Here is a 15,022-nt window from a genome sequence, read left to right as displayed (position 1 = left end):
GGTGTGATCAAAAAGGATAAATGTTCATCTATGAGAGATAAAGATGTCAAAAGATCTATTGCCATAAAACTTTTTTTTGTACGTTTTATATCTTGGTGTGCCTTATTTTTTGAACGGATATGGCCACATCTTTTGCCATTTTTTTTCGTTTTGAGCCTTTTTTGTTCATTAAGTTGGTTTGGCCTTTTTAATCTTTTAACTTATTGGTGGCATTTATCTTTTCTATTTATTTTATGTGCTGGTGCTGTGGGGTGTCTATATCCTCTTTTTGGTTTTCATTTTCCTACAATGGAGGATGTAGACCATTTTATAGAGTGTAAAAATGGGCTAAAAAACCAGCCGTTAAGTGTTCAAAATGATCGTTTATGTGTTGAAGATGACAGTAATCTGAGTGCGATCATTTGGCGAGAACACCAATATCGTATGGCAGAATATTTGAAGCATGTGAAAATTGAGAACGCTTATCCCAATAGTGCCATCTATGATCCTATGGCTTTTAGGGCGTTATTTATTTTACTTCTTGTGTGTGCGTTTAGTTTTTCTTTTGGTTCAAAGGGAGGACGCTTGAGTGATGCGTTTGATTTGCGCCCTGTGGTTGATGATGCGTCAATCCGTATCGATGCTTGGGTTACACCACCTACTTATACAGGTGTTTCTCCTATTTATCTAACACAAGATAATATAAAGGATTTCAAAGTTCCTAAGGGAAGTGCGGTGAATTTACGCATTACAAATGGGGATGGTATTACAGTTAAAGCGGTGGCTGAAGAGGATAAAGGACGTCGGATTTTACTTTCTAAAAAAAGTGAAAAGACTGCGTCAGGTGATTCTGTTGTGCATTTTGAAGCGCAGCTAGAACAATCAACGCGTTTATCTTGGTTATCACGTCATCGACAAACAGAATGGTATTTGGAGGTGATTAAGGATCAAAAGCCAATAATTCAATGGTTAGAAAAACCAGGAAAGGTTTTAGCGGGAGCGTTGGAGCTACAATATGAAATGGATGATGATTATGGCGTTACAAGTGCTTTTGCTGTGATAGAGCCACCAACAGACATCTATAAAGATGCTCTTCCCCTTTATGAAGCTCCTCAAGTAAAACTCCTCCTAGCGCGTGGTGGAAAAGGAAAAATGCGGATAGTACATGATTTATCAAGTCATCCGTGGGCTGGTGCGGAAGTTAAGATCACTTTAGTTGCAGAAGATGGGGCTGGTCAGAGGGGACAGAGTGAAACAGTGACAGTAACGTTGCCTCAGCGTATTTTTACCCATCCTATTGCGCGTGCTGTGAGTGAACAGCGTCGTTTATTAGCTCTCGATGCTTCTACGTACAAGCATGTTCTTGACATGCTTTCCGCTTTGCTTGTGCGCCCGGAAGATGGAATTAGGAACATGGCTCATTTTCTCGTATTACAAAGTGCATGGAGCAGATTATCATTAGCACAAACAAAAGATGAATTGCGTGATATTGTCGATTATTTGTGGCACATCGCTTTAGGTATTGAAGGTGGTCAGTCGGATTCTATTCAGCAAAAATTAAAGCAAGCGCAGGCTGCTTTGCGTGATGCATTGCGCCGTGGTGCTTCAGGGACAGAAATCGAACGCCTCATGGTTGATTTACGCCAAGCCATGAATGATTATATTTATGATTTATCTATAAAAGCACCAGAAAGTGATAATTCAAGCGAGATTAATCTTTCTGAGAATAGCCTATACGAACAACTCAATGAGATTGAAGAAATGGCTCAAATGGGCTCTTCTTCTACGGCTGAAAATCTCCTATCTGAAATTGAAAAGACACTTGATCATTTGCGTGTTTATAGGGGAAATAAGGCTAAAGGGCAAAGTAATGGCCAAGCAACACAGATGAGAGAGTTGGTGGATATATTGGGCAATGTGATGCGTCGTCAGCAGGAAATTTTAAACGAAACACATAGTTTAGAAACAAAACAACGAAATGGGGAGCATGTACCAAAAGAACTTAGTGAAGCTTTAGAAAAACGCCAGGGAGAGCTACAATCTGAGTTATCAGTTCTAGAACAAAAATTGTCAGAGCAAGGATTGATACAGGACAATTCATTAAAAAATGCGGAGAAGAAAATGGATTCTTCCCAAAATGCTCTTAGTCGTGGAGATTATGAAATATCCGCGCAAAATCAGTCAGATTCTTTAGAAACATTGCGACAAGGGGCGCAGAGTGTTTTAAAAGTAATGCGTGAAGTTTTGAAAAAATCTGGAGATATGCAAGATTCTTTTGAACCTCTGGATCCTTTGGGACATCCATTGTCGTCAAAAGGTGATCAAGATAAAAGTGTAATTGTACCACAAGAAGGTGATAGAGCACGAGCACGACAGATTTTGGAAGAAATTCGTAAACGTCTTAGTCATGATAATCTTCCGGAGGAGGAAAAAAATTACCTTGAGAGATTGCTTCGTTTTCACTAATCCAAAAATTCTTGGTGTATTTATTCTTAAAGAATATGCTCAGGGGGTATAGGATAGAGGAATAAAGGGTGTAAAGCAGGTGAAAATTTAAGAGTGATGGAATGATGTTGTATTGTTTAGATAACCTGTAGCTATTTTAGTTAAAAAAGTGAAACATAGATGGGGAAATGACTTGCTTTTAAAAAAAGGAAGGAGATAGTTTACAAAGTTAGATGTTAAAGGCTTATAATGTCTGAAATTTATTTCTAAATGGTATGTTACGTTGGATATAATCGCACTAAGAGATTTTTATGCTTCTACACTAGGTGCTAGAGTAAAGGTAACATTGGGTCATCAACTCGATCTCAGTTGGCCCGATTTGGTTGATAAACGGGTTCTCGGTTTTGGCTATGCGTTGCCCTATCTTTCTACATTGCATATGCGTGCACAGCAGTGTTTAGCTTTTATGCCAGCCAGCCAGGGTGCTGTGCCTTGGCCTTGTGCAGATAAAGTTGCCACAGCGCTGGTTTTTGAAGAAGATTTACCTCTTCCTGATGCTTCGATCGATTGTGTTTTACTAATTCATGCACTTGAGTATACAGAGAATGCACGTGAAACACTTAATGAAATATGGCGTATTTTAGTACCTAATGGCCATTTAATTCTCATTGTTCCTAACCGTTCTGGGTTTTGGGCATGTAACGATAGAACGCCTTTTGGTTACGGACAACCCTACACACGACAACAAGTTATCCATTTATTTCAAGAAACAAATTTTGCCGTTGGACCTATACATGATGTTGTACATTATATGCCTTCCTCAGGTTATGTTCAGCGGTTTATTTCATTGTGCTATGAATCATTTGCACGTTATCTTTTTCCCTATTTGGGTGGGTTATTGGTATGTCATGCGCAAAAACGTGTATATCAAGGTTTGCTTGTTCAGCGCCGTCAATCTCGGCGTGTTTTCATCCCTACGCTTTCTCCACAAATTCGTAAAAAATGTGATGAGACTCTATTTTCTTTGCTGCCCGAAGGGAAAAAGAAATAACCAAAATTATGGAACGAAGGTAAATATTAAATAAGGAAAAAATGCAGATTATAATTTCTTTAAATATTAAGGCGGTAGCCATTGCCATCTGTAATAAGAATTGGCGTGTTGGAAGGGCCATTTCTAATTTTTTTGCGCAAACGGTAAATGTGAGTTTCAAGCGTGTGGGTTACAATATGTTCGTTATAACCCCAAATTTTTTTCAATAATGTTTCACGGCTGACGATCTTATTTTTGGTACAATAGAGATATTTGAGAAGAGCTGTTTCTTTTTCCGTAAGGCGAATTTTGCGGTTTTGTTGATCTGTAAGAAGTTTTTGCCCAGGTTTAAAATTATATGGTCCAATATGAAGGGTAATATCTTCGTTGAGTTCGTATTGGCGTAATTGGGCACGAATACGTGCCAATAAAATGGCAAAGCGGAAAGGTTTTGTTACGTAATCATTGGCACCATCTTCGAGGCTTAAAAGAGTATCACCATTAGTACTATGGTCTGTAATTATGATAATGGGGGCACGAAATCCTTGTTGCCGTAATATTTTTACAGTTTGATGTTCATTATAGTTTGGCGATGCGATATCAATGATAATGAGGTGAATATTTTCTTTTTGGACTATTGAGATACTTTCTTTTCCTTTTTTTGCTTGAAAAATTTTAAATTCTTTGTGCATTTGTAGTTGCTCTGCTAAAATGGGGCGTAAGTCATCATCATCCTCAATAATTAAAAGGGCATAATCACTCATTTCTTTTCCTCATGGAGCGTGTTTAAAATATAATTTACAAAAGAGTAATTTCATGAAAAATGGAATCTCATGCAAGTAAAATCAAGAAAAAAACTACGTAAAAAACGAACTTTTATATCTTTTATAGTTATTCGTCGACAGTTAAGGGGATGTTCAAGAGGCATTTTTTGCGTTGGTCAGCACCGTTTCTTATGTTCTTTGGGAAGATCTGGCATTTCTGCACTAAAGCGTGAGGGTGATGGAGCAACACCTCTAGCAACGGTGCGTTGCTTGGGAGGATTTCGTAGTAATTTTTATCAATTTTTTCCGCGTTCTGTTTTGTCTTTTCGTCGTATTAAAGCATATGATGGTTGGTGTGATGCAAGTGGTGATGCCAATTATAATCGTTTAGTTCGTCTGCCCTATCCTAAAAGTGCCGAAAAAATGCAACGTAAAGATGGTCTTTATGATCTTGGACTTATTTTAGATTGGAATAGTACAGAAAGAAAAATGGCGAGAGGAAGTGCTATTTTTATGCATTTAGCACGTAGTAACTATGAGCCAACAGAAGGATGTATTGCGCTTTCTCGTCGTGATTTTGAGCGTGTTTTACCTTATATCAATAAGCGAACAAATATCGTGATTTTAGGTTAAGAGAGTTTGTAGTTTAAGCCCGCCCATAGAACAAATCTCTTTCCATTCACTTTCTGTGACGGGTTGCACTGACAAACGCATAAATCTAACAAGCGCCATAGTTTTTAAATGTGGATTATCTTTGATTTGTTTTAATGAAACAGGGATTGGCATATCACAAATAGCGCGAATATCAACACATTCCCAACGTGGATCAGATGTTGTTGAATCGGGATGTGCTTCCGCGCACACCTCCACAACACCTACGATGTTTAATCCTTTATTCGAATGATAAAAAAAACCTTTATCACCATATTTCATAGAGCGCATATAATTGCGTGCTTGATAATTACGCACACCATCCCATTGTTCACCACGAGCACCTTTTTGTTTTTGCATGCTCCATGACCATTTATCAGGTTCAGATTTAAAGAGCCAATAAGCCATGATGGGTATTCTCCTTATTATTCGTTTTAAGCATGGATGTTTGTTGGATGGGTAGCATATACTCAAAGAGTCTTATTTTCATACTTTCGTTCCGCGGCGTCCTGTTCCGACTATAGGAGAGGCATTTTCATCTAGTGGCCAGCGTGAGCGAGGAACAATATCAAAGGAACTTGTTTGTCCTCGTGCTATACGCTCTGCACCTGCAAAAGCAATCATTGCGGCATTGTCTGTACATAAAAGAGGGGGGGGAGCAATGAATTCAAAGCCATGCTGATGCGTGAGGTTTTGTAAGGTAGAACGAATAGCTTGGTTGGCTGCAACACCGCCAGCTACGACAAAAGCGGGACGGTGTTTTTCAGAAATTTGAGATGATAAACAGCAATGAGTAAAATGTTGTAAAGCTAGATGAATGCGGTCCTGTAAGACATCGATTACAGCAGCTTGAAAGCTTGCAGCAATATCTGAAATATCCTTTTTTGAGAGGGGAGCTAAGGCCGTTGCCGCTTGTCTAACAGCAGTTTTGAGGCCAGAAAAAGAGAAGTTAAGATGTTTTGTTCCCTTTAAAGGTCGAGGAAGAGGGATGAGATCTTTGTCTCCCAGAAAAGCGGCTTTCTCAATCGCTGGACCACCAGGATAAGGAAGTCCTAAAAGTTTCGCGGTTTTATCAAACGCTTCTCCCAGGGCATCGTCAATAGTTGTGCCCAAACGTTGGTATTTTCCAACTCCGTGGACAATAATTATCTGTGTATGACCTCCTGAAACTAAGAGCAATAAGTAAGGGAATTTGACTTGATGGGTTAAAACCGCAGTTAGGGCATGACCTTCTAGATGATTGACGGCAATGAAGGGTTTTCCGGTAGCTAAGGACAATGCTTTTGCACTCATTAATCCGACTAACAGCCCTCCGACCAAGCCGGGGCCACCTGTAACTGCAATAGCATCGATTTCTTTCAGTGTTACTTTAGCTTCTGTTAGTGTTTTAAGAATCAAACTATCCAAAATTTCAACATGAGCACGTGCTGCGATTTCAGGAACAACACCTCCGTAAGGTGCATGATCTTCAACTTGACTCCAAACAACATTAGAAAGAATACGGCTTTTTTCTTTCAAGCTGTGTTCAATGATAGCAGTAGCAGTTTCATCACAACTTGTTTCTATTCCTAACAAGCGCATTTTAGGTTAAACCTTATGTTCGAAAGTTATTGAATCAATCGGTATCATGGACAAAGGAAGATGCAAAGAGTTTCTCTTAAAATTGGTGTTTACAAACAGCAATAATATGAAGGATAAGGGATGGTCTACAACTGTATCTTTAGAGCTTTGCTGGGTGTTATGAAATTTTAAAATTCAACACTATATTTTTTGTAATATATTCGATGAGAATGCTCTGTTGAGAAGCCTAACATGAATGGGAATTAGGTCTATAGGGAAAAGAAGGCATTGCATCTTTAAAGTTTCTTTCACTTTGTTATTGTATTGGTGTCAAGGAGTGCAAGAGGAAGGAAAACGAAGATGGCTGATTCTTCAAAGTCAAAAAAAACTCCGCATTATAAAGGTGTTAAGCGTAATAGATTTGTAATTGAGCATGAAAATACAGATCGTGATTTAAGAGATAAGGAAGCGCACACTCCAGAAGAGTCAGTTACATTAGAAATGAATAGCGAACAGCAGAAAAAAAGACAATATTCTTTTAATGTAGGTTGCATTGGTTCGCTAAGTGCAGGGATTATTGGTAGTGTTATAACAGCGGGTCTTGTTATAGGGTTTCAGTTGTTTGGTTTTTTACCTTCTTTCGAAGGAGGGCGTCATGCTGAGGGGAAAGACGCTTTGCGAATTTCTGAAATTGTAGGGGAACGAACGAAGGAAATAGGAGAAAAACTAGAATATGCTCTTCAAGAACTCGATGAATTGAAAGGAAAATATTTATCTTTTTCATTGCAAGCTATTGAGGGTGTTCAAGAAAAAGGACCCCTTCAAGAGGAAAATAAAAAAATTTTAGATACCTTGGAAAGAAAAGTTGTTCTCTTTGAAGAACGTACCCAGAATTTGATGGGAGCGTTGGAAGATATGAAATCAACTTTTTCATCGCAACATGTTGAGAATATGAGAGAGGGAAAAGCTCTCCAACAGGGGAATGAAGAACACCTAACAAAATTGGAGAAAAGGATAAGCGATCTTGAAAAAAATGTTCAAAATTTAACTGGAGTGTCAGATGCTGTGAAGGCGGTTTTAGTGGCAGAAGAAAGCCATAAAAATGATCTTTCTGAGTTTAAAAAACAGCTAGAAGCCATACAAAAAGAAATCTCTACAAAAAATAATGAAAAAAGAGCAGTTGATGCAAAAGTATTAATGGCAATTAGCACTTTAAAAAATGCGGTGGATCGTGGTGGATCTTATATGCATGAATTGGAAATGGTGCTGCGATTTTTTCCTTCATTTTCTGGGGTAGAGCTTTTACAAAAAACAGCAAAAGATGGTCTGCCTAATTCTGTTCAATTTTCTGCTGAGTTTGCTAATATTGCTGATACAATTATCAGTTTACGAAATTCCGTTGCACAAGATGCAGGTTTTTTAAAACGTATGTGGGCATGGATAAAAGGTTTAGTCGTTTCACGCCCTATTGGTAATATTGAAGGTATGACACTTGGTGCAATTGTGGCGCGGATGGAGGCTGCTATTCAAGCTGGTGATTATGAAAAAGCCTTGATTGAATGGCAAATACTACCCAAAGAGGCTCAAGAAATCTCTGCCAATTTCGTACATAAACTTAAAAAGTATCTTACCATACAGCATGTGTTGCAGCAGTTATTAAATTCTACACAACAAGGATTGCTCGAACCTGTAAAGATGTAAGAGGGGGACAAGGATGATAATGCGGATTATTCTGTACAGTGTTGTTGTATGTTTAGTTAGTGCAGTTTTTGGATGGGTGGCCAGTTATAATGGTATTGTAGTTATTACTGCGTTGCAGACACGCATTTCTTTTTCACTGCTTACGTTTTTTAGTTTATCGATTGTATTTTTGATAACACTGATTTTTTTGTGGTGGTTTCTACAAAGCCTCTTTTCAGCGCCAAAAGTCCTGTATAATTATTTTTATGCTCGTCGTCAGAAAAAATGTCGCGAGGCCCTTTCAGAAGGATTACTTGCTGTCTTTGCAGGTGATTATGTAACCGCACAAAAAATGGAACAACGGTCACTTAAGTATTTTTCAGGAGAGCATGATCCGTTGATGAAACTTCTACAGGCTCATACGTTATTTTTGCAAAAGGATTCTGCACGCTCTATTAGCTTTTACGAGAATATGAAAAAAGAAGAATCAACAAGGCTTGCGGGGCTTTATGGCCTTTTTCGAGAAGCTGTGAGCATGAATGCTCATGAAGTAGCGCAGCATTATGCAGAAGAAGCACTTGCTTTATCACCAGCATTGTCTTGGGCGCAGCAGGCTGTATTAGAGCGTTTGGCTTCTGAAGAGCAGTGGGATGAAGCTCTTGATGTTTTTTATAAGGCTCAGGAAGTATTACCATATGCCGCCCATTTTACAGAGGATCGTCGGCATATGCACGCTTTGCTGTTAAGTGGACGAGCGTTGCGTTTGTTGGAGAAATATCCCATAGAAGCGCGAAAAACAATTTTAAAAGCATATAAGTTACAGCCTGATTTTATACCCATAATTACTATAACAGCAGATATTCTCTACAAGCTAAGTGAAACAAAAAAAGCCGATAAAATAGTCTTTAATGCTTGGAAAAAGGACCCTCATCCCGATATTGGAACTCTTTACGTTGAAAGGGAAAGGGGAGCTGTGGGACGCTTGAAAAATGCTAGAAAATTAGCTTCCTATTGCCCAGATACCTTTGAATCTGCTTTTTTAGTTGCTAAAGCTGCCTTGGATGCGGGTGAAGTTGCGTTAGCAAGAGAACAGGCGCAAAAGGCGCTTGAAATTTATCCACGTGAAAATGTTTATTTATTGCTAGCTGATATTGAAGAAGCTCAAGGCAATAATCAGATTGCTGCTCGTCAATGGCTTTCGTTGGCAGTGTATGCACAACGGGATCCAGTATGGATGTGTGAAGGGGTTATCTTCCCTTCTTGGTCTATTGTATCTCCAGTGAGTGGAAAATTGGGAGGTTTTGAATGGAAGGCTCCGCCATGTCGAGTGCCTGTGACATTAGAAATAGATCCTGTAAAGCCTGAAAAAGAAGATGAGATAACAAAAGTTACTTTTATTGATAGTGAATCGTCAAACCAATCTTTTCCTTTAGATGATAGCTTTGTAGCTGAAAATATAGCGGGTCAAAAGCAAGATAATAAAATACGTTTGAATGTTGATGATCCGGGAGTTCAGGGGGAAGAAGTCTCTCCTGGTGCAAAAGAAAATTTTAAGTAATCATAGAAGAGTTGTTGTAGGAAATATTGATTGATGCAATTGAAGATAGAGTTTTATTGAGTGACATGATGGATCGCTTAAAAAATATTTTCGTAAAAATAAAGCAAAATAGTAAGCTTACAGTTGAGCTTTTTCTTTCGCTAATACATGAGAGCAGTGTAAGGTGAGATAGACAACTAAACTTTTTTCTAATATTCAAGAATGCTTAATGTGTAAAAAAATCATTTATGATTTTTTTAAAATATTGATGGTAGATCTTCTTTCTTTGTTTTTTACAAAATTTGAATATTATGATTACTTTAAAAGATAATTGCTGGATTACAGTTTTGTATTTTCAAAAAATGTAGCGAAAAGAAGTTTTATCAATATGTAAATTTATGTTGGCATGTTAGTTTAAGAATAACATGTGTTCATCGTAGACTTTTTTGCTCTATTCTATGTTTCATAGACCATGAGGGGATAGAGAAGGTGGTCTGTCAACTGTACTTAAATTACTTGACATCATCTCAAGTTTGAAACGTCGTATTTTTTAGTTGAGTGATCATATTTTCCGCAAAAGTAAAGCGAGAAATATTAAGATCACTCTCAAGAAGTGCACTAATTCGGTTTATTACTTTTTGAATTTGTTCTTCTTCCGTCTCGATCCAAGCTGCAAGGGGATCACTTTTATCACCATAATTGACCAAGATCTTTACAACGATTTGTCGTAAGCTTTCGGCAATACTTTCTTTTGCTTGGCTTAAGGCCATACCATCATAGTAATCAACAACAGGGATTGTCTTGCTTGCTTCATTAATGCGATTGGTGAGAATGATTTGATTAAGAGTGAAATAAACCTCTGCTGTTTGAATGAGATCACTGTTACTGCGTTTTGCAATTAGAGAAATATCACAAATCATCGGAGCAACTTCGAGAAGCGCCAAGCGTTGTGCTAAATTTTTAGGTGTTCCCTCTGCACAGTAATACGTTACTCTCTCTGCAATCTTTTGATTAATATTGTCACTATTATCCTTTATAAGCTGCTCTTCAATAACCATACGAGCTTGTTTGATCATTGTTACCAGTTCTTCTAGCGTTGCGGATAAGTCCATATTACGCAAACCCCAACTGGTTATTTCAAAGAGCATTGAAGTAATTGCTGCATAGAATTTATTTTGAATAACACCAGGTATTTTGTCGTCTAGAGCATCAATCTGGTTGGATAAGAGAGGAATTTCAAAACCGTCGCGAATAGCAATAAAAACACGGATAATGTTATCAACTTTTTGTCCTGTTTTATCTTGCAATCGATTAACGAAGGTCGGACCTCCACGATTAACAATATCATTGGCTATGAGGGTTGCAATGATATCACGGCGCAATTGATGATTAATAATTTCCTTCTTAAATTTATTTTGAAGTTGGGTCGGAAAATATTCCAACAAAGTCGTATCAAAATAATTATGGTCCACAATGGGATTGTTGGTAATTTCTTCTTTTAGCGTCAATTTGGCATAGGCCAAAATCACTGCAAGTTCTGGGCGTGTAAGACCTTGATTTTTAGCTATTTTTTGGCGCAAAATTTGCTCATCTGGTAGAATTTCAACTCTCCGATCGAGCAGTTTTTTCTGTTCTAGGTTATGTATGAAACGTGCCTGATAAGGCAAGTCAGCTGTACCCCGACTTTCAGCTAAGGAAAGAGCGAGTGGTTGCAGATAGTTATTACGCAAGACTAATTGTTCAACTTGAGGTGTCATTTCTTTCAAGAGTATATTGCGTTCATCTCGAGTAAGTGTCTTACTTTGTAAAGCTGATGCAAGCACAATTTTAATATTCACTTCAAGGTCAGAACAATTGACACCTGCAGAATTGTCGATTGCATCCGTATTACACCGTCCACCATTTAAGGTATATTCAATACGACCACGTTGGGTAAGGCCAAGGTTAGCTCCTTCACCAATAACTTTAGCACGAACCTGTTCGCCAGTGATACGCACAGAATCATTTGTGCGGTCACCTACCTGCATATCTGTTTCTGTTGTGGCTCGGATATAAGTTCCAATACCTCCAAACCATAAAAGGTCGACAGGTGCCTTTAAAATAGCTGTAATAATTTCAAAGGGAGTCCCCGTTTGTTTTTCAAAACCGATGGCTTTTGCTGCTTCAGGAGAAAGAGTGATCATTTTGGATTTTCGCGAGAAAATGCCTCCCCCTTTTGATAATTTCGTTTTATCATAATCTTGCCAGCTTGAGCGTGGAAGTTGGAATAAACGCATCCGTTCTGCGTAACTTTCAGAGATGTTTGGTTCTGGATCGATGAAGATGTCGCGGTGGTCAAAAGCTGCAATTAACTTTGTTTGTTGAGAGAGTAATAATCCGTTACCAAAGACATCACCTGACATATCACCAACACCAACACAGGTGAATGGTGTGGTTTGAATATTATGATTGAATGATTCTCTAAAATGCCTTTTGACTGCTTCCCATGCGCCTTTTGCTGTGATTGCCATAGCTTTATGGTCATAACCAGCAGATCCTCCAGAAGCAAAAGCATCGTCAAGCCAGAAATCATTTTCCTGACTAATGGCGTTTGCAGTATCAGAAAAGGTTGCGGTGCCTTTATCTGCAGCAATGACAAAATAAGGATCATCACCGTCATGGCGGATTACATTTGGAGCTGCATTTATTGTACCATTTACAAAATTGTCTGTGATAGATAATAGTGCTGTAATGTAAGCAATATAAGCTTGTCGTGCTGCTTCTACTATTTCTGCGCGGTTATTTGTTTGAGGAAGATAATGGGGATAAAATCCTCCCTTTGCTCCCACAGGAACAATGACAGCATTTTTAACTTGTTGGGCTTTCACTAAGTCGAGTATCTCAGTACGGTAGTCTAATGCTCGGTCAGACCAGCGGATACCTCCACGTGCGAGAGGGCCAAAACGTAAATGAACACCTTCAACCTCCGGACCATAAACAAAAATTTCTCGATAAGGGCGTGGTTCAGGTAATCCTTCAATTTGGCGTGGATCCATTTTTGTTGCCAAAATACGTCGTGGACTTCCATCTTTTAAGGGGGTGAAAGCGTTTGTTCGCAAGCTTGCCGTAATGAGGCTACGGTAACGGCGCAGAATGAGATCATCATCTAGGCTAGGAACTTTTTGCAATTTTTCTTCGATACGTTGCTGGATGATCTGTTCATTTTCTCGTTGTTCTTGCTCTGTATGACTTGGGTGAAACTTTAGATAAAATAGAGCGTAGAGATCTTGAGTAATATTTGGGTAAGTATTGAGAGTTTGGGCAACGTACTGTTGCGAGTAAGGGATGCCAACTTGTTGTAGATAACGTCCATAATGGCGTAAAATAACAATTTCGCGCCAATCAAGTTGAGCTGTTTGTGTTAAAGCATTGAAAGCGTCATCGTCGGCATTTTGAGCCCAAACAGCTTCAAATGTCTCTGCATGTTTTTGACCATTTTCATTAAGATCAACAGATATTTGAAAAGCACTTTCCAATTGCATATCGTGAAGATAGACATACCGCCCACCTTCATAGGGTAATTTTAGTGTTCGTTCACTAATGACGCGAAAACCCATATTCTCAAGAAGTGGTACGCGCTTAGAAAGGGAAAGGACTTCATTGAGATGAAAAATTTTAAGAGAAACAGCATGTTTTTCTTTATGAACCGTATCATAAAAATTTACAAAAAGAGGGTTTTGATCACTAAGGCTTAAAATATGACCTGCATCCCTTATAGCATCTTCTGCTGAAAATAAATCGCGATAACTATTAGGCAACTGGCTTGCAAGAAATATTTGCTGATCTGTTGCTTGGTAAGTAGAGGCTGCAGCTTGGACAGCATCTTCCCAGTTGCACACGATAGAGCGAATATTATGCTCTAATGTTGTACGTTCAATAAAAGGAGTGCTGTTCCCTCTTTTGCGGTGAATGATGTAATGGATACGGATGAGTGTGCTTTCTAGGAAAAGCGGATAAGATTCAAAGAAATCTCCTTCATAGATGTCAACAAAATATGCACCAATCTTTTTGCGCATGCTGCTGGCATACTGCTCACGTGGAATATAAACTAGCATGGAAACGAAGCGTCCGAAAGAATCAGTGTGAGCAAGAATACGTAAGCGAGGACGCTCATCTAACTGTAAAATAAGTTGGGCATTTTCGGTAAGTATATTTACATCAGAGCGGAATATTTCATCCCTTGGATAGCTTTCCAAGACACTAAGAAGTGCTTTTCCGGAATAGTCTGTTCGATTATATCCAAGGCGTTGAATGATAGTTTCAACCTTGTCTTTTAAGAAAGGAATTTGCAAAACAGAATGGGTATAAGCTGATGATGTGAACAACCCTACAATACGCAATTCTCCGCATAAAGATCCTTTTTCATCAAAAATTTTCAATCCAATGTAGTCAAGCCAAACAGGGCGGTGAACTTTCGATCGGCTATCGGCCTTTGTTACGATAAATAAAGCATCACTTTCCATAAAGGATAAAATTTCTTGGGAATGCTTTTCTACATCTGTACTGCCGATGACGCGAATGGAGGCATCTGTAAGAATGCCCAATTCGGTATCTCCGGCTTTAAATGCCTTTGAAGGTCCCGTATTATGAGCAAAATCATAAACACGCAGTCCAAGAAAGGTGAAATTGTTGTTCATAAGCCATTGAAGAAACTCGATGGTTTTTTGTTTTTCTTTCTGGTAATTTTGTGGAAGGTTTGTTTGATAAGCATGGATACGTTTTCTGATTTCTTCAAGCATAGGCTGCCAGTCTCGAACAGCAACATTAACTTGTTCAAGAACCAAAAAAAGCTCATCCTTAAGATTTTTGGTCTGTTGTTCATTTAAAGTTTCAATGTGGATTTGCATCAAACTGACACGTTTTCCCGAATCGTAATCAAGAACGGGATGTGCAATGAGATGAATCGTATTTATTTGCTGGTTGAAGACATTCAGAATGGAATCAAGTAGGAAAGGTTTGTTATCATTAACGAGTGTGACGACAGTTATAGGCTTCGCGCTACGTGTGAGGCTATGTTCAAAACAAATGGTATTTTTCCCGCTTTGATGCTGACAAAGCGCTTCAACAGCAGTAGCTGCTGCTTTTTTGAGTTCATCTTTAGCATAACAAACTATATCTTCTTGATCTGCATGAGAGAAAAGAACCGATTCCATCTGACCTTTGTTGTTTTTGAAATTTAGCATGTCCTGTCCCGACATAAAGTGGCTCCTCCCTCTCGTTATATGATATCCCCCGACTCTTATAGCGGATCATTTTATTTGAGAATAGTAATTTATTTTAAATAATCTCAATTATTTTGCTTGCAAAATGTAGATGTCAAGGATTGCATGAATGTAT

At 38.5% G+C, this 15,022-nt stretch carries 9 protein-coding genes; 5 read left to right on the top strand and 4 right to left on the bottom strand.

Annotated elements, in window-relative coordinates; all coding sequences use genetic code 11:
* Nucleotides 1-30: 30 nt before the first annotated feature.
* Together PU02_RS01915 and PU02_RS01910 are read left to right on the top strand one after the other, a co-directional pair.
* Entirely contained in the window at nucleotides 31-2,445 is a 2,415-nt protein-coding gene (locus PU02_RS01915) for a TIGR02302 family protein (RefSeq protein ID WP_053943839.1), read from the top strand.
* Nucleotides 2,446-2,707: 262 nt separating this feature from the next.
* Nucleotides 2,708-3,475 (top strand): class I SAM-dependent methyltransferase, encoded by a 768-nt coding sequence (locus PU02_RS01910; RefSeq protein ID WP_053943838.1) that lies wholly within the window; start codon nucleotides 2,708-2,710, stop codon nucleotides 3,473-3,475.
* Nucleotides 3,476-3,534: 59 nt separating this feature from the next.
* On the opposite strand, the gene PU02_RS01905 is transcribed toward PU02_RS01910, so the two are convergent.
* Entirely contained in the window at nucleotides 3,535-4,218 is a 684-nt protein-coding gene (locus PU02_RS01905) for a response regulator transcription factor (protein ID WP_053943837.1), read from the bottom strand.
* A gap of 69 nt (nucleotides 4,219-4,287) precedes the next feature.
* Here PU02_RS01905 and PU02_RS01900 point away from each other — a divergent pair, with 69 nt between their 5' ends.
* Nucleotides 4,288-4,851: a L,D-transpeptidase family protein gene (locus PU02_RS01900; protein ID WP_053943836.1), complete on the top strand. Its 564-nt coding sequence runs from the start codon at nucleotides 4,288-4,290 to the stop codon at nucleotides 4,849-4,851.
* On the opposite strand, the gene PU02_RS01895 is transcribed toward PU02_RS01900, so the two are convergent.
* Nucleotides 4,843-5,277 carry an EVE domain-containing protein gene (locus PU02_RS01895; RefSeq protein ID WP_053943835.1) on the bottom strand — a complete coding sequence of 145 codons (435 nt, stop codon included), beginning with the start codon at nucleotides 5,275-5,277 and terminating at the stop codon, nucleotides 4,843-4,845. The two genes, PU02_RS01900 and PU02_RS01895, sit on opposite strands and share 9 nt — an antisense overlap.
* A 78-nt stretch (nucleotides 5,278-5,355) precedes the next feature.
* Entirely contained in the window at nucleotides 5,356-6,450 is a 1,095-nt protein-coding gene (gene tsaD, locus PU02_RS01890; RefSeq protein WP_053943834.1) for a tRNA (adenosine(37)-N6)-threonylcarbamoyltransferase complex transferase subunit TsaD, read from the bottom strand.
* Between the two features lie 339 nt (nucleotides 6,451-6,789).
* Here tsaD and PU02_RS01885 point away from each other — a divergent pair, with 339 nt between their 5' ends.
* Together PU02_RS01885 and PU02_RS01880 are read left to right on the top strand one after the other, a co-directional pair.
* The gene (locus PU02_RS01885; protein ID WP_053943833.1) at nucleotides 6,790-8,130 is read left to right on the top strand and encodes a hypothetical protein; all 1,341 of its coding nucleotides are present in this window, start codon (nucleotides 6,790-6,792) and stop codon (nucleotides 8,128-8,130) included.
* Nucleotides 8,131-8,146: 16 nt separating this feature from the next.
* The gene (locus tag PU02_RS01880) at nucleotides 8,147-9,667 is read left to right on the top strand and encodes a heme biosynthesis protein HemY (RefSeq protein WP_053944621.1); all 1,521 of its coding nucleotides are present in this window, start codon (nucleotides 8,147-8,149) and stop codon (nucleotides 9,665-9,667) included.
* A 506-nt stretch (nucleotides 9,668-10,173) separates the two neighbouring features.
* Here the strand turns inward: PU02_RS01880 and PU02_RS01875 are convergent.
* The gene (locus PU02_RS01875) at nucleotides 10,174-14,883 is read right to left on the bottom strand and encodes an NAD-glutamate dehydrogenase (protein WP_053943832.1); all 4,710 of its coding nucleotides are present in this window, start codon (nucleotides 14,881-14,883) and stop codon (nucleotides 10,174-10,176) included.
* Nucleotides 14,884-15,022 lie beyond the last annotated feature (139 nt).

The organism is Bartonella ancashensis (assembly GCF_001281405.1).
Lineage (GTDB): Bacteria > Pseudomonadota > Alphaproteobacteria > Rhizobiales > Rhizobiaceae > Bartonella > Bartonella ancashensis.
This window is presented reverse-complemented; position numbering and strand designations above follow the sequence as displayed.